Annotated in this window: 21 protein-coding genes; 5 read left to right on the top strand and 16 right to left on the bottom strand. The window is 64.7% G+C overall.

The window, feature by feature from the left end; translation table 11 throughout:
- Nucleotides 1-635 precede the first annotated feature (635 nt).
- The gene (locus ACVIGB_RS50950) at nucleotides 636-1,832 is read left to right on the top strand and encodes an acetyl-CoA C-acyltransferase (protein ID WP_456723540.1); all 1,197 of its coding nucleotides are present in this window, start codon (nucleotides 636-638) and stop codon (nucleotides 1,830-1,832) included.
- Between the two features lie 120 nt (nucleotides 1,833-1,952).
- Complete coding sequence (locus tag ACVIGB_RS50945; protein ID WP_456723541.1) at nucleotides 1,953-3,257, top strand: MFS transporter; 1,305 nt, start codon at nucleotides 1,953-1,955, stop codon at nucleotides 3,255-3,257.
- A 17-nt stretch (nucleotides 3,258-3,274) separates the two neighbouring features.
- On the opposite strand, the gene ACVIGB_RS50940 is transcribed toward ACVIGB_RS50945, so the two are convergent.
- Nucleotides 3,275-4,060 carry an acetoacetate decarboxylase gene (locus ACVIGB_RS50940; RefSeq protein ID WP_456723542.1) on the bottom strand — a complete coding sequence of 262 codons (786 nt, stop codon included), beginning with the start codon at nucleotides 4,058-4,060 and terminating at the stop codon, nucleotides 3,275-3,277.
- 240 nt (nucleotides 4,061-4,300) lie between these two features.
- Between ACVIGB_RS50940 and ACVIGB_RS50935 the strand changes: the two genes are divergently transcribed.
- Complete coding sequence (locus ACVIGB_RS50935; RefSeq protein WP_456749365.1) at nucleotides 4,301-5,464, top strand: patatin-like phospholipase family protein; 1,164 nt, start codon at nucleotides 4,301-4,303, stop codon at nucleotides 5,462-5,464.
- A gap of 129 nt (nucleotides 5,465-5,593) precedes the next feature.
- On the opposite strand, the gene ACVIGB_RS50930 is transcribed toward ACVIGB_RS50935, so the two are convergent.
- Together ACVIGB_RS50930 and ACVIGB_RS50925 are read right to left on the bottom strand one after the other, a co-directional pair.
- Nucleotides 5,594-7,153, bottom strand: a complete 1,560-nt coding sequence (locus tag ACVIGB_RS50930; RefSeq protein WP_456723543.1) for an acyl-CoA carboxylase subunit beta — start codon at nucleotides 7,151-7,153, stop codon at nucleotides 5,594-5,596.
- The gene (locus tag ACVIGB_RS50925; RefSeq protein WP_456656293.1) at nucleotides 7,083-8,057 is read right to left on the bottom strand and encodes an IclR family transcriptional regulator; all 975 of its coding nucleotides are present in this window, start codon (nucleotides 8,055-8,057) and stop codon (nucleotides 7,083-7,085) included. The genes ACVIGB_RS50930 and ACVIGB_RS50925 overlap by 71 nt, the downstream gene beginning before the upstream one ends.
- Nucleotides 8,058-8,187: 130 nt before the next feature.
- Here ACVIGB_RS50925 and ACVIGB_RS50920 point away from each other — a divergent pair, with 130 nt between their 5' ends.
- The gene (locus ACVIGB_RS50920; RefSeq protein ID WP_456723544.1) at nucleotides 8,188-8,409 is read left to right on the top strand and encodes an acetyl-CoA carboxylase biotin carboxyl carrier protein subunit; all 222 of its coding nucleotides are present in this window, start codon (nucleotides 8,188-8,190) and stop codon (nucleotides 8,407-8,409) included.
- Nucleotides 8,410-8,691: 282 nt separating this feature from the next.
- Nucleotides 8,692-10,551, top strand: a complete 1,860-nt coding sequence (gene glsA, locus ACVIGB_RS50915) for a glutaminase A (RefSeq protein WP_456723545.1) — start codon at nucleotides 8,692-8,694, stop codon at nucleotides 10,549-10,551.
- Nucleotides 10,552-10,711: 160 nt separating this feature from the next.
- Here glsA and ACVIGB_RS50910 read toward each other — a convergent pair whose 3' ends face one another.
- The 13 genes from ACVIGB_RS50910 to ACVIGB_RS50850 all read right to left on the bottom strand — a co-directional run bounded on the left by ACVIGB_RS50910 (nucleotide 10,712) and on the right by ACVIGB_RS50850 (nucleotide 23,646).
- Nucleotides 10,712-11,239 (bottom strand): carboxymuconolactone decarboxylase family protein, encoded by a 528-nt coding sequence (locus ACVIGB_RS50910; protein WP_456723546.1) that lies wholly within the window; start codon nucleotides 11,237-11,239, stop codon nucleotides 10,712-10,714.
- Nucleotides 11,240-11,714: 475 nt separating this feature from the next.
- Entirely contained in the window at nucleotides 11,715-12,074 is a 360-nt protein-coding gene (locus ACVIGB_RS50905; RefSeq protein WP_456723547.1) for a Zn-ribbon domain-containing OB-fold protein, read from the bottom strand.
- A complete protein-coding gene (locus ACVIGB_RS50900; protein ID WP_456723548.1) occupies nucleotides 12,071-13,207 on the bottom strand; it encodes a thiolase family protein in 1,137 nt (378 codons plus the stop codon). Before ACVIGB_RS50900 ends, ACVIGB_RS50905 begins: the two co-directional genes overlap by 4 nt.
- 142 nt (nucleotides 13,208-13,349) lie before the next feature.
- On the bottom strand, nucleotides 13,350-14,516 hold the full coding sequence (locus tag ACVIGB_RS50895; RefSeq protein ID WP_092113076.1) for an acyl-CoA dehydrogenase family protein: 1,167 nt from the start codon (nucleotides 14,514-14,516) through the stop codon (nucleotides 13,350-13,352).
- 11 nt (nucleotides 14,517-14,527) lie between these two features.
- A complete protein-coding gene (locus tag ACVIGB_RS50890) occupies nucleotides 14,528-15,727 on the bottom strand; it encodes a CaiB/BaiF CoA transferase family protein (RefSeq protein WP_456723549.1) in 1,200 nt (399 codons plus the stop codon).
- A 263-nt stretch (nucleotides 15,728-15,990) separates the two neighbouring features.
- Nucleotides 15,991-16,191, bottom strand: a complete 201-nt coding sequence (locus tag ACVIGB_RS50885; RefSeq protein WP_092113071.1) for a hypothetical protein — start codon at nucleotides 16,189-16,191, stop codon at nucleotides 15,991-15,993.
- A 55-nt stretch (nucleotides 16,192-16,246) separates the two neighbouring features.
- Nucleotides 16,247-17,791, bottom strand: a complete 1,545-nt coding sequence (locus tag ACVIGB_RS50880) for a class I adenylate-forming enzyme family protein (protein ID WP_456723550.1) — start codon at nucleotides 17,789-17,791, stop codon at nucleotides 16,247-16,249.
- A gap of 1 nt (nucleotide 17,792) precedes the next feature.
- Nucleotides 17,793-18,965, bottom strand: a complete 1,173-nt coding sequence (locus ACVIGB_RS50875) for an acetyl-CoA acetyltransferase (protein ID WP_456723551.1) — start codon at nucleotides 18,963-18,965, stop codon at nucleotides 17,793-17,795.
- Nucleotides 18,966-19,101: 136 nt separating this feature from the next.
- A complete protein-coding gene (gene eda, locus ACVIGB_RS50870) occupies nucleotides 19,102-19,752 on the bottom strand; it encodes a bifunctional 4-hydroxy-2-oxoglutarate aldolase/2-dehydro-3-deoxy-phosphogluconate aldolase (RefSeq protein ID WP_456723552.1) in 651 nt (216 codons plus the stop codon).
- Complete coding sequence (locus tag ACVIGB_RS50865) at nucleotides 19,749-20,705, bottom strand: sugar kinase (RefSeq protein WP_456723553.1); 957 nt, start codon at nucleotides 20,703-20,705, stop codon at nucleotides 19,749-19,751. Before ACVIGB_RS50865 ends, eda begins: the two co-directional genes overlap by 4 nt.
- A 26-nt stretch (nucleotides 20,706-20,731) precedes the next feature.
- Nucleotides 20,732-21,718 carry a D-erythronate dehydrogenase gene (gene denD, locus ACVIGB_RS50860; RefSeq protein ID WP_456723554.1) on the bottom strand — a complete coding sequence of 329 codons (987 nt, stop codon included), beginning with the start codon at nucleotides 21,716-21,718 and terminating at the stop codon, nucleotides 20,732-20,734.
- Nucleotides 21,719-21,770: 52 nt separating this feature from the next.
- Complete coding sequence (locus ACVIGB_RS50855; RefSeq protein WP_092113049.1) at nucleotides 21,771-22,694, bottom strand: carbohydrate ABC transporter permease; 924 nt, start codon at nucleotides 22,692-22,694, stop codon at nucleotides 21,771-21,773.
- Nucleotides 22,687-23,646, bottom strand: coding sequence for a carbohydrate ABC transporter permease (locus ACVIGB_RS50850; RefSeq protein ID WP_212315055.1), 960 nt, complete (start codon nucleotides 23,644-23,646; stop codon nucleotides 22,687-22,689). The genes ACVIGB_RS50855 and ACVIGB_RS50850 overlap by 8 nt, the downstream gene beginning before the upstream one ends.
- Nucleotides 23,647-23,682: the final 36 nt, after the last annotated feature.

Genomic DNA, 23,682 nt, shown 5'->3' with positions numbered 1-23,682 from the left:
CGCCGGGGAGAGCACGAAGTGAGCCGTAACCCATCGCGCAGGGAAAGCCGGAGTCTCCGGTTACACCAGTGGTCCTACCCCCGAGCTTTCTACCTTTTGCTCGGGGCCCATGGGTGCGATCGGCACCCGGCTTTCCCTGCGCCCTCTGCAAGACAGAGGGCGGAACGACAAGCAAAGCTCGGACAAATCATGTCGCGAGAATGCGAAGTTGCGTCCTCATCTTCAACTGTCATCGCCCGGCTCGACCGGGCGATCCAGTACGCCGCGGCCTCTCGGCTCACGCACAGGCGCCTCTGGAATACGGGATCACCGGCATGCGCGGGTGATGACACCGCGCTGCTTGATATCTTGACTTGCGCCTCATCCTCATCGTCGTCCTGGCGAAAGCCAGGACCCATTACCCCAAATGGGATTTGCTGCGCGACGCTGGGGCCACAATCCCGTTCGTCATCAAGTGCGGTGGCTATGGGTCCCGGCTTTCGCCGGGACGACGGTGGTGATTGCGGAACTATCCCGGCCCCTCCAACTCATGCGAACACGACATTTTGTCATAGGACGTGGAGTTGCATTTTTTGCATCGCATCATATGATGAGAATAATTCAATCAAATCCCCGGCATTGAAGGGAATCCTGCCATGGCAACCAGCGCCGATCCCGTCGTCATCCTCTCCGCCGCCCGCACCCCGCTCGGCCGCTTCATGGGCGAACTCACGCCGCTCGCAGCCCACAAGCTCGGCGCGCATGTGATCGGCGCGGCGCTCGAGCGCGCCAAGCTCGCGCCCGAGCGCATCGATGAGGTGTTCATGGGCAACGTGCTGCCCGCCGGCCAGGGCCAGGCCCCGGCCCGCCAGGCCGCGCGCGGCGCCGGGCTGCCGGACGCCACCGGCGCCACCACCGTCAACAAGGTCTGCGGTTCCGGCATGAAGGCGACCATGCTGGCCCACGACATCATCAAGGCCGGCTCGGCCGAGATCGTGCTGTCCGGCGGCATGGAGAGCATGAGCAACGCGCCCTATCTGCTGCAAAAGGCCCGCGGCGGCTATCGTGCCGGCCATGACCGCATCATCGACCACATGATGATGGACGGGCTCGAGGACGCCTACGAGACCGGCCGCTCGATGGGCGATTTCGGCGAGGCGACCGCGGAGGCCTATCAGTTCACCCGCGCCGACCAGGACACCTATGCGATGGAGACGCTGAGCCGCGCCCGCAAGGCGGTCGAGGGCGGCGCCTTCAAAGCCGAGATCGCGCCGATCACGCTCACCGAGAAGGCCGGTCCGCGCGTCATCGCCAATGACGAGCACCCGCTGAAGGTCGATCCGGCAAAGATCCCCGGCCTGAAGCCGGCGTTCCGCGCCAATGGCACGATCACGCCGGCCGCCTCCTCGGCCAATGCCGACGGCGCCGCGGCGCTGATCCTGGCGCGACGTTCGCTCGCCGACCGCGACGGCCTGCCGGTGCTGGCCGAGATCAAGGGCCACGCCACCCACAGCCAGGAGCCGCAATGGTTCACCACCGCGCCGATCCCGGCGATCAGAAAGCTGCTCGACAAGGTCGGCTGGAGCGTCGGCGATGTCGACCTGTTCGAGATCAACGAGGCGTTCGCGGTGGTCGCGATGGCGGCGCAGCGCGATCTCGGCATTCCGCGTGACAGGCTGAACATCAATGGCGGCGCCTGTGCGCTCGGCCATCCGATCGGCGCCACCGGCGCGCGGCTGATCGTGACCTTGCTGCACGCGCTGGAGGCGCAGAACCTGAAGCGCGGCGTCGCCGCTTTGTGCATCGGCGGCGGCGAAGCCACCGCGATCGCGGTCGAGCGGGTCACGCACTAGTTTAAAACGGCCCCACGGCCGAGTCCGAAAACGAGGGAACTTTGGCATTTTAGCCATAGCTCCCTCGTGGCATATTGTGCATCACGAATAAAACCCTCATCGCTTTTCATCCAGGGCCCAATGATCTCGAACTGGCTTGCTTCCACCCTCGCCCGCCGCAACATCCATTACGGCTGGGTGATGGTTGCCGTGACCTTCCTGGCCGCGCTGATCTCGGCCGGCACCGTCGGCGCGCCCGGCGTCTTCATCGTGCCGCTGCAGAAGGAATTCGGCTGGTCCACCGCCGAGATCTCCTCCGCCCTGTCGATCCGCTTCATCCTGTTCGGGCTGATGGCGCCGTTCGCCGCGGCGCTGATGAACCGCTACGGCCTGCGCAACGTGACGCTGGCGGCGCAATTGATCGTGGTGTCGGGACTGTTGGCCTCGCTCGCCATGACGCAGGTCTGGCAGCTCATCCTGTTGTGGGGCGTCGTGATCGGGATCGGCACCGGCATGACCGCGCTGGTGCTCGGCGCGACGATCGCGACGCGCTGGTTCGTGGCACGACGCGGCCTCGTGATCGGCATGCTCACTGCGAGCGTCGCCACCGGGCAGCTCGCCTTCCTGCCGCTGCTCGCGACCATCACCGAGCGTTACGGCTGGCGTGTCGCGCTTGGCCTCGTCTGCGTCATGCTCGGCGTCGCTGCCTTTGCCGTGCTGATGGTGATGTGCGACCGGCCGAGCGATGTCGGCCTGCGCCCGTTCGGCGACGAGGGCACCGCGCCGCTCCCCGCGCCGCCGCCGGCCAATGCACCGATCATGGCGGCCGCGCTCGGCACGCTGCGCGACTCCTCGAAGTCGTCGGTGTTCTGGATCCTGTTCGCGACCTTCTTCGTCTGCGGCGCCTCGACCAACGGCCTCGTCCAGGTCCACCTGATCCCGATGTGCCTCGACTACGGCATTCCGCAGGTGCAGGCTGCGAGCCTGCTCGCCGCGATGGGCATCTTCGATTTCTTCGGCACCATCATCTCGGGCTGGCTGTCGGACCGCTTCGACAATCGCCGGCTGCTGTTCTGGTACTACGGCCTGCGCGGGCTGTCGCTGCTGTATCTGCCGTACTCCGACTTCACCTTCTACGGCCTGTCGCTGTTTGCGATGTTCTACGGGCTCGACTGGATCGCGACCGTGCCGCCGACGGTGCGCCTGACCGCGCAGCGCTTCGGCGCCGAGCGCGCCAATCTGGTGTTCGGCTGGATCTTCGCCGGGCATCAGCTCGGCGCCGGCGCCGCCGCGTTCGGCGCCGGGCTGTCGCGCACGCTCTATGCGAGCTATCTGCCGGCATTCTTCATCGCCGGGGCGCTTTGCGTGATCGCCGCGCTGAGCGTGCTGGCGATCTCGCGGCCGCAGCCCAAGGTCGCGCCGGAGGCGAAACCGGTCGCGGCCTGATCGAGCTTCGCTGCGTGCTACTCTGCGGCGAGTCCGGTCGGTGCCGCCGCCTCTGCGACTTCCTTGTTGTAGTCGTGCGCGACGCGACCAAACGGCAGCGTCAGGTCGGCGATATAGTGATGTGCGCCGACCACGCGCTTGACCGGGAAATCCGCGACTGGTGCGTTGACGTGCGGCACGAGATGCAGGCGGCCTGGCCCGATCCACGATCCCTTGACGACGATGTCGGTCAGGTTGATCGCAACGAGCTGGCAGATATCGAGATGACCGTCGACGCCGGGGATCATCTTCAGATTGACTTGCGTCTTCGACAGCGTGGCGCGAGTGATGTCGCCATTGCCCGCCATGCTCTCGTGCTTGTAGCCCATCGTGCCCATCGCGACGAGCTGGCCGGCATATTCCAGCGTACCGGTCAGCGTGTCCTTAACGATCTCGAGCTTGGGATGGGCGTATTTCTTCGGAACCCCCCAGATCTCGCGGCCGGCCGCGATCGGCGGATCATCGTCGAGATACATCTGGCAGACGAAATTGACCTCCTCGCCGTGTAGTCGCGCGGGGATCACGAGGCCGGACTCGGTGTAGCTGCCGAAGCCGGAGCTGTCGGGCATCTTGATCCATTCGTAATGCACGATCGCCTGCTCGACCGGCTCCAGCGGCTCAGGCAGGCCGGCGCGGATCAATTCCGGATCGGTCTCGTAAGTGATGACGAGGAATTCGCGATCGATGAAGCGGTAGGGTCCGGCAGGATAGCTCGGACCGGCAGCCGGCATGGACGGAAGCTTGAGCAGATCTTCCCTGCGCATCGCGATAACCCCCTGTTCGGAAATATTGCGCGGAGGCTAGCGGCCGAGATTGACAGCGATATGAGGGATTTCCGTCACGGGCATGACCGCGGTTACGCTTGCGTGACCCGCGTTTCGCTGATGAGGCGAATGCTAACCATGCAGGCAGGCATGGCGGATGCGCCGTGCGCCAGCGCGGCACTTGTCATCACGGCGTCATCGGCACCCTGAATTCTCGCCGCAATTTTTGGAGTGTCTGATATGGACGCGCGTACCCCTCATGTCGACGAAATCGATCACGCGACGCCCGGCTGGCGTCCCGAAGGATGCGATCGCGTGGCCCTGGTTCTGCAGGGCGGCGGTGCGCTCGGCGCCTATCAGGCCGGCGTCTATCAGGCGCTGCATGAATCCAACATCGAACCCGACTGGGTCTGCGGCGTCTCGATCGGCGCGATCAACTCGGCGATCATCGCCGGCAATCCCCCTGACAAGCGGCTGGAGCGGCTGCACACATTCTGGGATCGCATCACCGGCCGCAAAATCTGGCAGTACACCCCGGACGGCGACATCTTCCGTAAAGCGCGCAACTTCACCAGCTCATGGCTGACGACGACGCTGGGACAACCGGGCTTCTTCATCCCGCATCAGACCAATCCGTGGCTCAGCCCGGCCGGCGCGCGCACCGCCACCAGCTATTACGATACCACGCCCTTGCGGGACTCGCTGCTTGAGCTGGTCGATTTCGACCGCATCAATTCCAAGAAGATGCGCTTTGCGGTCGGCGCGGTGAACGTGCTCTCCGGCAACTTCATCTACTTCGACAATGCCCATGACGAGATCATCCCCGAGCACATCATGGCGAGCGGCGCACTGCCGCCGGCGCTGCCGATGGTAAAGGTCGGGACCGATCATTTCTGGGATGGCGGCATCGTGTCCAACACGCCGCTGCAGCACCTGCTCGACCAGGAGGACAATGCCAACTCGCTGGTGTTCCAGGTCGACCTGTTCTCGGCGCGCGGTGCGCTGCCGCGCGACATCCAGGACGTGATGGCCCGGCACAAGGACATCATGTATTCGTCGCGCACCCGCTATAACACCGACGTCTACCGCAAGACCTACAATCTGCGCACCGCCCTGCACAACGCGCTGTCAAAGATTCCCGATGACCATCTGTCGGAAGACGAACACCAGCTCAAGAAGGCGAACAGCCGGCTGCCCGGGATCACGCTGCTGCAGCTGATCTATCAGCAGAAGGCCTATGAGGGCGACGCCAAGGACCACGAATTCTCCGGCACCTCGATGCGCGAGCACTGGGCGAGCGGACACGAGGACACCAAGCGCTCGCTGAAGCGGCGCGAATGGATCAAGATGCCCGAGAACGGCATGGGCATCGTGATCCACGACGTGCATCGCGAAGCCGAGTAGATGAGGTCGTCATTGCCGGGCTCGACCCGGCAATCCATCTCGCTTCGAATGACTCACTCGTCCGCTGCTGCGGACGATGGATGTGCGGGTCAGGCCCGCGCATGACACGTTGGGGTCGCGGCGACAGCCCTACGGCCGCGTCGACATGTTGCTCGGCGGCCCGGCCTTGCGGATCGGCTCGGCCAGACGCGCGAACTCGCAGAGCAGCGAGCGCGTCTTGCGCGGATCGATCACTTCCTCGACCCAGAACTTCTCGGCCGAGCGGAACGGCGAGCGCAGCTTGTTGAGGCGGTCCTCGATCTCGCGCAGCTTGGCGGCGGGATCGCTGGCCGCATCGATCTCGGCGCGATAGGCAGCCTCGATGCCGCCCTCGAGCGGCAGCGAGCCCCAATAGGCCGACGGCCAGGCGTAGCGCATCGAGAAGCGGTTGGCCGGCTGATGCACCACGCCGGCGACGCCGAACGCGTTGCGGATGATGATGGTGCACCAGGGCACCGTGCTCTGGTTGACCGCCGCCATCGCCCGCACGCCGTGGCGGATGGTCGCCGACTTCTCCGCCTCGAGCCCGATCATGAAGCCGGGGCAGTCCATCAGGTAAACCACCGGCAAATGGAAGGTCTCGGCGAAATCGACCCAGCGGATCACCTTCTGGCAGGCGTCCGCGGTCCACGAGCCGCCATAGTGGAAGGGATCGCTGGCGAGCAGCAGCACCGCCCGGCCCTCGATCCGCGCCAGTCCGGTGATCACAGGTCGGCCGAAATTGGCGGCGACCTCGAAGAACGAGCCCTTGTCGACGACCGCATCGATGATCGGCCGCATCTTGTAGACCTGCTTGCGATTGCGCGGCACGGCCTTCAGCAGCGACTCCTCGGCACGTTCCGGGTCGTCGGTGCAGGGAATGGTCGGCGGCAGATCGTAGACCGACGCCGGCAGATAGGACAGGAAGCGCCGCGCGTAGTCGAACGCCTCCTCCTCCGTCTCGACGGCCTGGTCGATCGCGCCGGCGCGGGTCTGGATGTCGGCGCCGCCGAGCTCCTGCTTGGTCAGATCCTGACCCAGGCGCTTCACCACCGGCGGGCCGGCGACGAACATCGCGGAGCTCTTGGTCATCACCGAGTAATGCGTGGCCGCCAGCCGCGCCGCACCTAAGCCTGCGACTGAGCCGAGCCCGAGGCCGACCACCGGCACGCGCGCCAGATTGGCGGTCGTGTACCAGTACCAGCGCGTGCCGCCGACACCACCGGGTAGATTGGCCGCGCCCCTGGTCTCGATCGTCTTCACCGAGCCGCCGCCGCCGGAGCCCTCGATCACCCGAATGATCGGCAGGCGGAAGTCGTGCGCCATCTCCTCCGCCATCAGCGGCTTGGCGGAAATCGATGCATCGGCCGAGCCGCCGCGCACGGTGAAATCGTCGCCGACCACGACCACGGTGCGTCTGTCGACCCGGGCGCGGCCGAACACGCAGTTCGCCGGCGTCAGATGCTTGAGTTCGTTGCTCTCGTCATATTCGGCGATGCCGGAGATGGCACCGACCTCGTGAAAGCTGTTCTGGTCGACGAGCTTGTCGATGCGCTCACGAACCGTGAGCCGGCCCTGGTCGCGTTGCCGCTTGACCTTGTCAACGCCTCCCATCTCCCGCGCGAACGCTTCGCGCCGGGCGAGGTCGTCGAGTTCCGGCTTCCAGTTCATTCATTGCCTCCGTCTTGATGATTTTGTTGTTGTTATGGGTGGTCACCGGAAGTGACTTGCGTTCGATCCGATTGCTGAAGATATCGCCGTCGGCGCCTTCGAGTAGGCTGCCGACCGCGGCGGCGAGGTCGACCATCAGCGGCGCGACCTCGCGATGCAGCCGCTGCTCGTCATACATCGCCGAGAGCAGGCCGATCGTGGTGACCACATAGGTCTGGTATTGCGGTGACCACAGCGGCACCGCGACGCCGTTGATGTGCGGGCTCCACAGGCCGCAGGCGACGACGTAGCCGTGCTCCTGCAAATGACGGCGATTGGCTGCGATGCGCGGCGTCAGCATCTTGGCGCTGTCCGGCAATTCGCCTTCCATTTCTGATATCAGCGCATCACCGATCGCAGGATCGAGCGCTGCGGTATAGGCGTGGCCGGCAGCGGTGGTCGCCATCGAGATGCGGCTGCCGGTGGCTTCATGCAGGCCGAGCGCGTTCGCGGCGCGTGCGAACTCCAGATAGACCAGATGAAAGCGGTCGGGGATCACGAAGCCCACGGTGCCGGGCAACTGGTCGGCGACATCCTGCAAGCGCAGCCGGATCAGGTTGCGCAGCTGCAGCCCCTTCATCATCGACGTGCTCATCGCGACCGCGCTCGGGCCGATGCGATATTTCTGATCGCGTGGCAGATAGACGAGCTGTCCCATCCGCGTCAGCGTGTGCGTCAAGCGCGACACCGTCGAACGCGGCAGGCCGCAGCGGTTCGAGATTTCGAGATTGCCAAGTCGCGCTTCGTGCCCCTCGAAGCACCGCAACACATCAAACGCGCGCGACACCACCTGGATGACATCGCCATCGCCAGTCTCGCTGGCGAGCATTCCCTGCCGGCTAAGCCGTTCCGAGCGCCGTCCCATCTTGTTTGGCTCCATTCCGTCTTGCGGAATAAAATTCCACTTGCAGAAGAAGCTACCTCAGGCAATCTGCCGCCACAACAAAAAGCCGTTCGCCGGATGAAATTTCCGCAAGACGGTATCGGAGAGTGGAATGCCAGAGATCAAGGTTGTGACCGAAGTTGCCGGGCGCGTTTGCGCGCTTCCTGTTGCGGCCGGCAGCAATATCGGCGACGGCGACGAGATCGCATTCGTCGAAGCGATGAAGATGGAAATACCGGTCACGTCGACGACGGCAGGCAAAATCAAGTCGATTCTGGTCAGGATTGATGACGTCATCGCCGAGGGCCAGGCCGTCGCGATCGTTGAGACCTGAGCGCGGCCGTCAAGCCGCTCGGCTCGGACCAAATTCCCAGATGTCATGTGATCGGCGGTGGTTCCTCTGGGAGTCGCACGGCGTCGCATGCTGTTTCGCTTTCGGAACATTCCCGGCCCGAAAGTTTCGTATGGCGACACAATTGCCGAGCAACCGCTCGTTTTGTGAACATCTGTTCGAAAACCGACAGCCATCGGTTTGCGCCTGCTCGGCTCATCACCCGACTGATGGAGATGTGCGCTCGGTTGCGCGCGCCCTGATTGCGTTGCACAACAGGAGGCGATGAAACGATCGCCTCCCCCCGTCACCGCCACCACCACGGCCTGGTCCAGCTCGAAGCCGCCGCTGCTGCGGTTTCTGCACACGTGTTACGCAGACTTCCTACCAGAGGTGGCCGGCGCGGTGGCGGACTACATCCCGGAGCTCGGCAAGGCCGACCCTGCCCATTTTGGCATCAGCCTCGCGACGCTCGACGGCCATGTCTACGAGGTCGGCGACACCCGGGTGCCCTTCACCATCCAGTCGATGTCGAAGCCGTTCGTGTTCGCGCTGGCGCTGGACACGCTGGGCGCCGAGCTGGTGGAGAGCGTGATCGGCGTCGAACCGTCAGGCGACCCCTTCAACTCGATCCGGCTCAATGCCGATAACCACCCGTTCAATGCGATGGTGAATGCCGGCGCAATCGCCTGCTCCGGCCTGCTCCATGCCGACAAGGGCGACGGCGCATTCGACTACATCCGCCAGGCGCTCGGCCGCTTCGCCGGCCGCGAGCTCGATGTCGACGAGGCGGTCTACGCCTCCGAGAGCGCCACCGGCGATCGCAACCGGGCGATCGGCTATCTGCTGCGCACCAACAGCGTGATCACCGAAAACGTGCCCGCGGTGCTCGACGTCTATTTCCGGCAATGCGCCATCCTCGTCACCGCGCGCGACACCGCGGTGATGGCGGCGACACTGGCCAACCGCGGCATCAATCCGCTGACCGGCGAGCAGGTGGTGACGCCCTACGCGATCGCACGCACGTTGTCGGTGATGACCTCGTCGGGCATGTACGACTACGCCGGCGAATGGATCTACCGCGTCGGCATCCCCGCCAAGAGCGGCGTCGGCGGCGGCATTTTGGCGGCGCTGCCGGCGCGGCTCGGGCTCGGCAGCTACTCGCCAAAGCTCGACAAGCATGGCAACAGCGTGCGCGGCATCAAGGTCTGCGAGGCGTTGTCGGCGCATTACGACCTGCACATGCTGAACCGCAGCGACGACGCCCGCCACAGCATCATCGCCGACTACAATATCGGCAAGAACCCGTCCCGCCGGGTGCGGCGGCCGCAGGAGCAAGAGATCCTGGCAAAGCACTTCCAGGAGGTGCGGGTGATCGAACTGGTCGGCACGCTGTCGCTCTCCAATGTCGACTACGTCTCCCGCCGCCTCGCTGGCAGCCCGCGGCCGGAATTCGTGATCTTCGACCTGCGCCGCGTCACCGCGACGACCCGCGCCGGCGCGCGGCTGGTGGCGGAATCCTTCCAGGAACTCGCCGAGCTTGGCGTCACCGTGATCCTCTCCGGCATCAAGCGGACCTCGCGTGAATGGACCACGATCAGCGAGTGGACCAACCGGCTCGGCAACATCAGGGATTTCTATCTGCTCGACACCGCGATCGAATGGGCCGAGGACCAGATCGTCTACCGCTATGGCGGCTCGATCGATTTCCTCGAGACGACGGAGCTGTCCGAGCAGCCGCTGCTCGCGGGCTTGAGTGAGGCTGAGATCGCCGACCTCACCACGCTCTGCGCGGTCAGGACCTACCAGCCCAACGAGAAGATCGTTGCCGCGGGCAGTGAGGCGAACTCGCTGTTCTTCTTGCGCAGCGGCGTGGTCCACGTCACCCTGCCCGACGGCATCCGGCTCGCGACGCTGACCGCCGGCATGGCGTTCGGCGAGATGGCGCTATTGGAGCCCAAGCGCTCGGCGGACGTGCTCGCCGACATGTCGGCCACCACCTACGAGGTGGAGATCAGGGATTTCGAGCGCTTCCGCGAGCAGCACCCACGCGCCGGCGAACGGATCATGCGCAACCTCGCGCAAATCCTCGCCGACCGGCTGATCGTGGCGAATGCGAAGGTCGATCTGCTGACGTCGGGGTAGTTGCTTAATTCTCCCTCTCCCCGTTCTTACGGGGAGAGGGCCGGGGTGAGGGGCTGCCTCCGCAAAATGACTTCGAGTTTAGACTCGCGGAGGCCCCCCTCACCCGGATCGCATTTCATGCGATCCGGCCTCTCCCCGCACGCGGGGAGAGGCAAAGACCTCAGCTCACCACTTCCGTCACCGGCTGCATGTCGATCTCGAACGTCTCGAGGAACTTCGACGTCATGATGTAGAAGCCGACCGAGAGCTGCAGCTCGATCAGCGCCGCCGGGGTCAACAGCGCCGCGATCGCCTTGAAGGTCGCATCCGTCGGCTTCTTCAGCTTGACGATCTCGTCGGTGAAGGTCAGCGCCGCGCGCTGCACCTCGTCGAAGCAGGTCGCCGACTGCCAGTTCTCCAGCGCGGCGTTCTGCTCGTCGGTGACGCCGACATTCTTCCCGATGCGCTTGTGTGCGACGATCTCGTAAGGCGCCTCGCAGAGAATGCCGGTGCGTGTGATCGCGATCTCGCGCACGATCGGATCGAGCTCGCCCTTGTGGCGGATCGCGCCGCCGAGCCGGCAGTACTGCTCAAAGTAGCTCGGCGAATGCGCCATCATGCGAAAGATGTTGGCGTTGCGGTTCTTGTCGAGGATCTCGCGGGTGCGCGGGCTTGCCTTCGCGGGATCGGAGTAGTCGATACGGGCCATTTCCTAACCTTGATCTCTGTCGTTTCTGTCGGGTTCCGAAACAGTATCCGCCGGCCGTCGCAGGAGCAACACGCGCGAGTCAAATTGCCGCCGCATTCCCATACAACCCTGACACAGTCGATATTCGCTGAGTGGGGACTCGTCAAAAGCGAATGCTCGACGCGGGGTGTTCCGAGTACAAAATCTGGCCGTCGTTCGCGCAATTTGCGCAACGATGAGTCACGCCCAAGTCTAGGGGAAACGCATGAAGGAAGCCACCAAGAGGGCGGCCTCGGAAGCGCTTGCGCAAATGCTGGCGGTGACGGCGATGCTCGTCATCGCCAGCTTTGTCTTTTATTGGCACTGAGGCATGATCCGGAAAAGTGTGTAGCGGTTTTCCGAAAGATCATGCCCAAACAAGCTATCCGTAAACCATGAGGGGCAAGAGCGAACCAATTCAGCCTGGTCCTGCGTTCTGACCGGTTCGTTCAGCCCCTCATTTTGCCTTTGCGAAATACGGAACCAGCCGTCCCGCAAATTGCGTGAAGCGCGCCAAAACCTTGTCGCCGATGGCAAGGTCGTTGTCGCCGTGGGCCATCATGCGAAAGCCCTCGTCGGCATCCACGAGCACGATGTTGTAGGGTACATGCGCCCGGGTCTCCGGTGTCGCGGCGCGACAGACCAGCGACGTCGCATACACGGTCCCTGCTCCGCTCGCGCGGTGCTCGGCGAGATCGAATGAGCCGCAGGCGGCGCAGAAGCTGCGGCGGAAATATTGCAGCGCGCCGCAGGCGTTACAGGTCTGATAGACGATGGCTTCCGCGCCCCTGGTCCAGTCAATGATCGGTCCGCTCATCGCACGCGCTCCAGGAACATGCTGACATGGGAGGACAGCACGCCGCCGTCGCCATGCAGCAGCGCGACCGAGGCATCGCGCACCTGGCGATTATCGGCGCGGCCGGTCATCTGCAGTTGGGTTTCGACCAGATGCGCCATCGCGCCGCCGACGCCGCAATGGCCGTAGCTGAGCAGGCCTCCATGGGTGTTGAGCGGCATCTCGCCATCTTGATTGAAATAGCCGGCGCGCACCCGCGCGGCCGCCTCGCCGCGCTTGGCAAGGCCGAGATCTTCCAGCAGCATCGCGAGCGTGATCGTGAAGCTGTCGTAGACCGCAGCGTAACGCACGTCTGATATGGCGATGCCCGACGCCGCCTTCGCCTTAGCGATCGAGATCTCCGCACCTAGCTCGCTCAGCGCGGGCGCGGCCGTGACGTGCTGATGGGTGTGCGCCTGGGCGCAGCCGCGGATGCGAACCCGCCGCTCGCCGGTCGGCTCGCGGCTGATCACGCACGCCGCGCCGCCGTCGGACACCGGGCAGCAGTCGAGCAGTTTGAGCGGCATCGCCACCGGCTTCGAGGCCATCACATCGGCAACCGTGATCGGCTCGTGGAACTGGGCGCCGGGATGCATCAGCGCGTGCTTGCGCATCAGCACCGCGAACTCGGCAAGATCTTCCTGCGTGAGCCCGTACTCATGCATGTAACGCGTCGCGACCAGGCCGTAATAGGCCGGGATCGTCGGCCCCAGCGTCACCTCGTAATCGGGATGACCGACCTGGGCCAGCGCCTGGATCGATGCGTCGCGGCTCTGCCCGGTCAGGCGATTCTCGCCGCCGACCACCAGCACGTGTTTTGCGACACCCGCGTCGACGAGGTGATGCGCCAGCATGGTCATCGCGAGGCCCGTGGCGCCGCCGACCTGCACGGCGTGGGCATAGGACGGACGAATACCAAAATGCTCGGCGAATACCGTCGCCAGCATGATGTGCGGCGAGACCGTGGAGTAACCGCACAGGATGCCGTCGATGTCGGCACGCTTCAGTCCGGCATCGGAGATCGCAAGCTCGGCCGCATTGCTCATCAGGTCGAGCGAGGACAGGCCCTCATGCTTGCCGTAGGATGTGAGGCCGACGCCGGTGACGAAGCTCATGTCAGCGTACCTCTTAGTGCGTCATTCCGGGGTGCGCGTAGCGCGAGCCCGGAATCCATATTCACGATCGTGGTTATGGATTCCGGGCCTGCGCCTGACGGCGCATCCCGGAATGACGCTGATGGGAAGCGCATGGCCACCCTCAATACGACTTCGGAAGGCCGAGCACCTTCTCGCCGATGAAGCTGAGGATGAGCTGCGGGCTGATCGGCGCGATGCGCGGGATCAGCGATTCCCTGAAATAGCGCTCGACGTGATATTCCTTGGCATAGCCGAAGCCGCCATGGGTCATCACCGCCTGCTCGCAGGCGTGAAAGCCGGCTTCCGCAGCGAGATACTTTGCCGCGTTCGCGGCCGGGCCGCAGGGCAGATTTTGGTCATATTGCCAGCCGGCGCGCAGCACCATCAGCCAGGCGGCCTCCAGCTCCATCCAACACTTCGCCAGCGGATGCTGGATCCCCTGGTTCATGCCGATCGGACGGTTGAACACGATGCGGCCCTTGGCGTATTCCGACGCCCGCTTCAGCGCGATCTGGCCGAGGCCGACCGCTTCAGCTGCGATCAGGATGCGCTCCGGGTTCATGCCGTGCAGGATGTATTCGAAGCCGCGGCCCTCCTCGCCGATGCGGTCCTCGACTGGAATCTCGAAATTCTCGAAGAACAGCTCGTTGGAATCGACCGGCTTGCGGCCCATCTTCTCGATCTCGTGCACGGTGACGCGCTTGCGGTCGAAATCGGTGTAGAACAGGCTGAGGCCGTGGGTCGGGCTGCGCACCTCCTCCAGCGGCGTGGTGCGCGCGAGCAGCAGGATCTTGTTGGCGACCTGCGCGGTCGAGATCCACACCTTCTGGCCGTTGACGATGTATTTGTCGCCCTGGCGCACCGCGCGGGTCTTGAGCTGCGTGGTGTTGAGGCCGGTGTTGGGCTCGGTCACTGCAAAGCAGGACTTGTCGCGGCCGTCGATGATCGGCGGCAGCATGCGCTGGCACTGCTCCTTGGTGCCGAACACCACCACCGGATTGAGCCCGAACACATTCATGTGCACCGCCGATGCGCCGGACATGCCGGCGCCGGATTCGGAGATCGTGCGCATCATGATCGCGGCATCGGTGATGCCGAGGCCTGAGCCGCCATACTCCTCGGGGATGCAGATGCCGAGCCAGCCGGCATCGGCCAGCGCGCGATGGAAGTCGGCCGGGTAGCCGCCCTCCTTGTCCTTCTTCAGCCAGTAGGCCTCGTCAAAGCGGGTGCAGATTTTGGCGACGGCGTCGCGGATCGATTCCTGGTTGGCGGAGAGTGCGAAATCCATCTGTCGTGCTCCTATGCCTTCACCACTTTGGCCGCGCCGTCGCGCACCATCGCCGCGATCTCGTCAGCGGAGAAACCTGCCTCGTGCAAAATCTCCGCGCTGTGCTCGCCGAGTCTGGGCGCCAGCCGGCTCGGCTCGACCTTGGTCTCCGACCAGCGCGCCGACGGCGTCATGCTGCGGATACGCCCCTCCGTCGGATGATCGATCACGGGGAACACGCCGGTCGCGACCATATGCGGGTCCTGCAACAGGCTCTCGAGATCGTGCATCGGCATCACGGGCACGTCGGCCTTCTCGAGGATCTCGTTCCACTCGGCCGTGGTCTTGGTCTGCAGGATGCGCGCGAGTTCGGCGTAGACGACATCGATGTTGGTGGCGCGGCCGGCGAAGGTCGCGAATTTCGGATTGCTGCGCAGATCGTCGCGGCCGGTCGCCTTGAAGAAATTCTCCCACTGCTTGTCGTTGTAGACGATGACGCAGATATAGCCGTCCTGTGTCTTGTAGGGCCGCCGGTCCGGCGACAGATGCCGCGCATAGCCGCCCTTGTCGAGCGGCGGATCGTAGGTCAGCCCGCCCATGTGGTCGCCCATCACGAACCCGGCCATGGTCTCGAACATCGGAATGTCAACGCGCTGGCCCTGCCCGGTTCGGTCGCGATGCACGAGGCTCGCGCAGATCGCGCCGACCGCGGTGAGCCCGACGATGCGATCGACCAGCGCATTCGGCACGTAGCGCGGCACGCCGTCCGAGGTCTGCGCCATCAGCGCCGGCAGCGCGGTGGCGCCCTGGATCAGATCGTCATAGGCGGGCTTTGCGGCATAGGGCCCTTCCTGGCCAAAGCCGAACACGCCGGCATAGATCAGCCCCGGATTGACCTTGGCGACCACATCGTAGCCGAGCTGCAGCCGCGCCATCGCCTGCGGGCGCACATTGTAGACCAGCACATCGGCCTGCGCGATCAGCCGCAGCACGGCTTCGCGCCCCGCCGGCTTTTTGAGGTCGAGGCAGACCGAGCGCTTGCTTCTGTTAGTGTTGAGAAACACCGGCCCCATGCCGGGATGCCGGGTCGGACCGATCTGCCGCGTCACGTCGCCGTCGGGCGATTCCACCTTGATGACGTCGGCGCCGTAGTCGCCGAGCATCTGGGTGGCATAGGGCCCCATCAGCACGGTCGTCATGTCGACGACCTTGATACCCTGCAATGGTCCCATCGTCCTGTTCGCTCCCGGATGTTCTGGTTACGCAGCTAGAGCGTGATGAGATCAGGCGAGCGTCATCGCGCTTGGCGTCTTTTGAGCATGATCTTTTCCGGAAAGCCGCTTCGCACTTTCCGGATCATGCCTACTAACGGGAGCTGTTCGCCGAGATCAAGCTGCGCCGGGCGTATGGGCGTATGCGCGGCGGCGGCCGGATCGTTTCCGCGCGGCGGAACGCAGGGCGGGCAAGACGAAGCCCACCGCCGGCCCGATGCCGGCTACTGCCCGGTCATCGTCTCGCGCGCCTTGAGGAGCTTTTCCAGTTCCGCATTCTGCTGCTCGAGCCGCTCGGCGATGCGCTCCTCGACTTCCGCGCCCGCAGCGCCTGCGGCCTGCTCGATCAGCTGCCTGATATTGTCCCGGAGGATTGCGATGCGATCGTTCACTTCCGACAGCGACAGAGACGTCTCGATTCCCATGGTCCGTTCTCCCGGTGACAGGCGCGAGCAGCTTAGCGCGACGGGAGGCCGCGGCCTATCCCTTACCCGATCCTTTGGCCATCATCTCCCGCAGCGCGGTCTTCAGCACCTTGCCATAATTGTTCTTCGGCAGGGCATCGAGATAGACATAGCGCTTCGGCCGCTTGAAGCGGGCGATCGAGGCAAGGCAATGCGCGTCGAGCCTGCCGTCGTCGGCGGTGGCGCCGTCCGCGAGCACGACGCAGGCGACGACGATCTCGCCCCATTCCGGATCTGGCACACCAATCGCAGAGACCTCGCGGACATCAGGATGCGTCAGCAGCGCTTCCTCGACCTCGCGCGGATAGATATTGGTGCCGCCGGAGATGATCACGTCCTTGGAACGGTCGGACAGCGTCAGGAAGCCGTCGGCATCGAGGCGGCCGACATCGCCGGTGCGCAGCCAGCCGTCCTTCAGCGTCTCGGCATTGGCCTTCGGATTGTTCCAGTAGCCGAGCATCACGGTTAGGCCCTTGACCTCGATCTCGCCGGTCTCGCCCGCGGGCAGCGGCTTGCCGTCCTTGCCGGTGATGCGCACGGTGACGACGCTCTGCGCGGTGCCGACCGAAGCCAGCCGTTCGAGATAGCGGGGATGATCGCTCGCCCGGTGCCAGTCGCGCGACAGCGCCGTGATCGTCATCGGCGACTCGCCCTGGCCGTAGATCTGCACGAAGCGCTGGCCCATCGTCGCGATCGCATCCAGGATGTCGGCGGTGTACATCGGCCCGCCGCCATAGATGATGGTGCGCAGTCCCTCGCCGTTCTCGCAACGCTTCTTGGCGGCATCGACCAGGCGGCGCACCATGGTGGGTGCCGCGAACATCACGACATTGTCGAGCTGGCGGCCGAGGTTGAGCACCTCGTCCGGCTCGAAGCCGCCGGACTCCGGAACGACGTGGCGGCCGCCCATCCAGACATGCGGGAAGTTGTAGAGGCCCGCACCATGCGAGATCGGCGCCGCATAGAGCGAGGCATCGTTCGGCGTCGCAGGATCGACGTCGGCGAGATAGCACAGCGACATCGCAACCAGATTGCCGTGGCTGAGCATCACGCCTTTGGGTCGACCTGTCGTGCCTGAGGTGTAGAACAGCCAGGCGAGATCGTTGCTTTCGCGCGGCAATGGCGCAGCTGGCCCCTCGCCGCTTCGCATCGTCCTGTACGCGTCGCTGTCGACCGACAGCATGGTCATGCCGGCGGGGCAGTCGTCCTTTGCTTCGGTCAGCGCGCCGATCGTGTCGTCGGACACGAAAGCCAGTTTGGCGCCGCCATTGCCGCAGATCCAGGCCACCTCGCGGCCGTGCAGCTTGGCGTTGATCGGGATTGCCGCGGCGCCGGTCCACCAGATGCCATAGAGGCACTCGAGATATTGCGTGCAATTGCCGGCAAACAGCGCGATGCGGTCGCCGGCGGCAATGCCGTGATCGCGTGCCAGCGCCGCCCCGATCGAGGCGGCGCGGCGGGCAAAGGTTGCATAGTCGGCGTCGAGGTCGAACCCGGTCAGCAGCGCCGGTGCATCGGGACGCGCCCGCGCCGTCGCCGCCAGCCATTCGGCAATGTTCAAGCTACTTCGCCGGCTCGAGGATCGAGACGTAGTTGGCGACCGCAGCGCCGCCCATGTTGAAGATACCGCCGATCTGCGGGTTCTTGAGCTGCATGCCCTCGGGCGCCTGTCCCGTGAGCTGCATCGCGCTCATCACGTGCATGGAGACGCCGGTGGCGCCGATCGGATGGCCCTTGGCCTTGAGGCCGCCGGACGGGTTGACCGGCAGCTTGCCATCCTTCTGGGTCCAGCCTTCCATGATCGCGCGCGCCCCCTGGCCCTTCGGCGTCAGGCCCATCGCTTCATATTCGATCAGTTCGGCGACCGTGAAGCAGTCGTGGGTCTCGACGAAGGAGAGATCGGAGAGCTGCAGGCCGGCCTTCTGCAGCGCGCGCTGCCAGGCAATAGTGCAGCCTTCGAACTGCAGGATGTCGCGCTTGGACATCGGCAGGAAATCCTGCGCATGGGCGGTGGCGCGGATGTTCACCGCCTTGCCCATGGTCTTGGCGGTCTCGGCATCGGTCAGCACCAGCGCGGCGGCGCCGTCGGAGACCAGCGAGCAATCGGTGCGCTTCAAGGGACCGGCGACGAACGGGTTCTTGTCACTCTCGGCGCGGCAGAACTCGAACCCGAAATCCTTGCGCATCTGCGCATAGGGGTTGGCGACGCCGTTCTTGTGGTTCTTGGCGGCGATCATTGCCAGCGCATCCGACTGGTCGCCGTATTTCTGGAAATAGGCCTGCGCGATCTTGCCAAACACGCCGGCGAAGCCGCCGACCGTGTCGCCGTCTTCAGGCAGATAGGACGCCTTCAGGAGGTTCTTGCCGATCTCCGGACCTGGCGTCTTCGTCATCTGTTCGACGCCGACGACCAGCACGATCTTCGCAGCGCCCGCCTCGATGGCGCGGATGCCCTGGTGCACGGCGGCCGATCCGGTGGCGCAGGCGTTCTCGACGCGGGTGGTCGGCTTGAAGCGCAGCGCCGGATTGGCCTGCAGCACCAGTGACGCCGTAAAGTCCTGCGGCGAGAAGCCGGCGTTGAAATGGCCGAGCGTGATCTCGTCGACGTCGGATGCGGCAATGCCGGCATCGGCGAGCGCCTCGTTGGCGACCTTGACGACGAGGCCTTCGACGGTCTCCGCGTCAAACTTTCCGAATGGCGTGTGCGCCCAACCCACAATGCTGGCTGCTGTCATGGCCGTATCTCCCTGTTCCTGTTCGGGAGTTATGTAGCGCATCTCGAGAGCGTTTTCGAGCGAAGTGGACACCGGTTCGCGTGAAGAAAACGCGTCAAAACCACAATCTAGAACCCGTTCCTATCGGAACGGCGTTCTAGCCGGCTTTCAGCGTTTTCATCGCCTTCGCGCACATGGCGGTTATGCCCGCCCAGTTGCCGGCGCGGATATCGGCCGCCGGGCACAGCCAGGAACCACCAACCGCGAGCACATTGGGCTCGGCGAGCCAGGTCGCCGCATTCGCCTCACCGATCCCGCCGGTCGGGCAGACCCTGACATTCGGGAATGGACCAGCCAAGGCCCGCAGTGCCTTGATACCGCCGGCCTGCTCGGCGGGGAAGAATTTGACGACGTCGAAACCGTGCGCCAGTGCCTGCATCAGCTCCGAGGCGGTCGCGATCCCCGGCGCGAAAGGCAGCCGGCTGGCGGCGACCGCCTTCAACAGTTCTGGCGTCGCGCCCGGGCTGATGCCGAATTTGGCGCCGAGCGCCTCGGCGCGCGCCAGATCGCCGGCATTGAGGATCGTGCCGATCCCGACCACCGCATCGGGCACCTCGGCGATGATGGCTTTGGCCGCATCGGCCGCGACCGCCGTACGCAGCGTCACCTCGAGCGTCCGCACGCCGCCCGCGACCAGCGCCTTGGCGAGCGGTACCGCATCGGCAAGTCGCTCGATGGTCAGCACCGGGATCACGGTGGCCTGGCGGATCAACTCGGCGATCTGGTCCTGCTTCGATGTCGTTGTCATTGCGAGGCCTTGCGGGATGGTGGGGGACGAGGCGCCTTCTTCGGCGGCATGGCATAACGCGGAATGATCGCACCAGGATAGCACACCACGACGCCGGCCAGACGATGGCCCGCGCGCGCCGCCTCCTCGGGCTCGGCACCCCCGAGCCGTGCGGCGAGATAGGCCGCGGCAAAACTGTCGCCGGCCGCCGTGGTATCGACCACTGGCTTCGGCAGCGGCTCCGCTCTCACCTCGCGCGTTCCCCCGGCCGAACGCACGATGCAGGCGGGCTCGGCAAGCTTCAGCACCACCTCGGGGCTCGAGATGCCGGCGAGCAGCGCCGTGTTGCTCTCGCCAGGATAAAGCGGCGCCAGATCCTCGGTCGAGGCCAGCACGATATCGGCGGTCTCGAACGCGCTGCTGAAGACCTTCCGCGCCACATTCAGGTCCGGCCAGCCGCGGGCGCGGAAATTGGTGTCGAACGCAAAGCGCGTGCCCAGCAGCCGCGCGCGCTTCAGCGCCGCGATCAGGCGGTCCCGTCCGTCCTCGCGCAGGATCGAGAGCGTGATCGCCGAGAGATAGACGATGTCGTAAGTCGCAAGCGAGTTCAGGATGTCGTCCGTCTCGGGCAGATCCATCAGCTCGCGCGCGGCGGCGCTCTCGCGCCAGTGGAAGAAGCACCGCTCGCCTTTATCGTCGGTCTGGATCAGATAGAGCCCCGGCAGCTTGCCTGCCAATCGCGCGACATGCTTGGTGCCGATGCCTTCGCTCGCCCAGCCCGCGATCATCTCATCGCTCAGCGCATCATCGCCGAGCGCCGTGATGTAATCGATGTGGACGCCGAGCCGGGACAGATAGACGGCGGTGTTGAGCGTGTCACCGCCATAGGAGCGCGAATACAGCCCTCCGGGCTGACCGCCCGGAGCCTGACGCAACTCGATCATGCATTCGCCGATGCTGGCGACCCTGGTCATACCAAGACCCGCGTGCCTGAGCGGAGCTAGGCGGCGAACTTGCCGCCCAGCTCGTCCTCGATGTGGATGCGGATGATGTCGTCGAACGTCTTTTCGGCCGTCGTGAAGCCGAGCTTCAGCGCGCGGTCCGTGACGAAATCGCGCGGCCAGCCCGAGACGATGCCGATGATGGTCGGATCGGGCACCCGCTTGATCCGCGCGGTGACGTTCTTGCCGGCGACCCGTTCCAGCGCCTCAATCTGCTCGCCGACGGTGACGGACATCCCGGGCATGCTGAGATTACGCCGCGGCCCGATCGCATTGAGGTCCATGGTACCGGCATGGACCAGGAAGCCGACCGCCGATTTCGGCGAGGCGTGCCAGTGCCGCACGTCCTCCGACACCGGCAGCACCGCCTCCTCGCCCGCCAGCGGCTCGCGGATGATGTTGGAGAAGAAGCCGGACGCCGCCTTGTTCGGCTTGCCCGGACGCACACAGATCGTCGGCAGGCGGATCGAGATCCCGTCGAGCAGGCCTTTGCGGGTGTAATCGTTGATCAGCAGCTCGCAGATCGACTTCTGCGTGCCGTAGCTCGTCAGCGGCGTATGGAAGAACTCGTCGCCGATCTTCTCCGGGAACGGCGCACCGAACACCGCGATCGAGGAGGTGAACACCAGCCGCGGCTTGTAGCCGCCGCCGACGGCGCGGATCGCGTCGATCAGATAGCGGGTGCCGTCGAGATTGATCCGGTAGCCCTTGTCGAACTCGGCCTCCGCCTCGCCCGAGACGATTGCAGCGAGATGGAAGATCACGTCCGGGCGCTCGGCGATCAGGGGCGCCGCGGCGCCGCCATCGGCGAAATCGGATGCGACGACATTGACCGGGATCGAGGCGTTGGCGGGCTTGGCCGGCGCGACCACGTCCTGCAAGGTCATCCTGCTGATGTCCTGCTTGCCGAGGCGGCCCTCGCGCAGCAAACGCTCGGTCAGCTTGCGGCCGACCATGCCGGCGGCGCCCAGAATCAGAATGTGCACGACCCTGCTCCTTTTCTTCTCTTCTTCGAATTCAGCTGCGGGCCTTGCGCGCTTATTCCTTCACGGCACCCGTCATCGCCGAGACATAATGCTCAACGAAGAAGGCGTAAAGAATAACCAGCGGCAGCGAGCCGCATAGCGCCCCTGCCATCAGGGAACCCCAGCGATAGATGTCACCGTCAACGAATTCGTTGACGATGGCGACCGGCACGGTCTTGTTCGGGGTCGATTGCAGGAACGTCAGCGCGTAGATGAACTCGTTCCAGCACAGCGTGAAGCAGAAGATGAAGGCCGAGATCAGGCCGGGAATGGCAAGCGGCAGCACGATCTTGATCAGGATCTGCCAGCGGCTGGCGCCGTCGATCAGCGCGCACTCCTCGAGCTCGAACGGGATGGTCTTGAAATAGCCCATCAGAAGCCAGGTCGAGAACGGGATCAGGATCGTCGGATAGGTCAGGATCAACGCCATCGGCGAGTCGAACAGGCCGTACTGGAACACGACGGTGGCGAGCGGAATGAACAGGATCGACGGCGGCACCAGATAGGCCAGGAAGATCAGGCCGCCGACGACGTTGGCGCCCTTGTAGCGCAGCCGCACGATCGCATAGGCCGCGAGCACGCTCGCGATGATCGACAGCACTGTGGCACCGATCGCCACATACATCGTGTTCCAGAGCCAGTGCGGATAGTAGCTCTCGAACAGCAGCTTGTGGATGTGCTTGAAGGTCGGATTCCAGGTCCAGAACGGATTGTACTTGTCGAGGTCGAGCAGCTGGTCGTCCGGCTTGATCGCCGTCAGCCCCATCCAATAGAACGGGAACAGCAGGATGATGACGATGATCGACAGCGGAATGTAGAGCGTCACGATCCGCCGCGGCACCGACTGCAAATAGCTCATGCCCTCGCTGTTGTCGACGCGCGCCGGCGTCGACAGGATGGACTTGAGATCGACCTTGGGGGCCGGAAGGTCAGTCATTGCTTTCTCCCTGCTGCCACTTCCTGCGCTGCAGGCCGAACCAGGACACCATGATCGCGGCGAGCAGGAACGGGATCATCGCGCTCGAGATCGCGGCCCCCTCGCCCAATTGTCCGGCGATGATCGCGCGCTGGTAGGACAGCGTCGCCATCAGATGGGTGGCGTTAACCGGGCCGCCGCGGGTCATCGCCCAGATCAGCTGGAAATCGGTGAAGGTGAACAGCACCGAGAACGTCATCACGACCGCGATGATCGGCGTCAGCAAGGGATAGGTGATGAAGCGGAACATCTGCCAGCGCGAGGCGCCGTCGAGCGTCGCCGCCTCATAGAGCGAGGGCTGCACGGTCTGCAGGCCCGCCAGCAGCGTGATCGCGACGAACGGCACGCCGCGCCAGATATTGGCGAAGATCACGCAGATGCGGGCCCAGGTGGTGTCGCCAAGGAAATTGATGTTCTGGGTGATCAGGCCGAGATGCTTCAGCGACCAGGAGATGATCGAGAACTGCGAATCGAAGATCCACCAGAACGCCAGCGCCGACAGCACGGTCGGCACGATGAAGGGGATCAGCACCGCGGCGCGCAGCAGCGCCTTGAACGGCATGCGCTCGTTGAGCAGCAGCGCGAGATAGAGCCCGACCGCGAATTTCACCGCGCTCGCGACGGAGGTGTAGAGCAGCGTGTTGAACACCGACAGCCAGAAGATGGAATCATCCCACAGCCACTCATAGTTCTCGGTGCCGATGAAATGACCGACGCGGCCGATGCGGGTGTCGGTGAAGGACAGCCAGATCCCGAGCCCCAGCGGATAGGCCAGGAAGAAGATCAGGAACGCCATCGCCGGCACCATGAACCAGAAGCCGAGCCAGTTCTTGTTGTGGCGCAGCTGATCCCAGGCGGTCGCTTCGCGGATTTCGGTCTTCGCACGTCGCGGCGCAAGGGCGATGTCAGCCATAGGCGATGTCCCGATTGCTCAGAGGATTGAGCATGA

This window comes from Bradyrhizobium sp. USDA 4341, from assembly GCF_054063755.1.
This window is presented reverse-complemented; position numbering and strand designations above follow the sequence as displayed.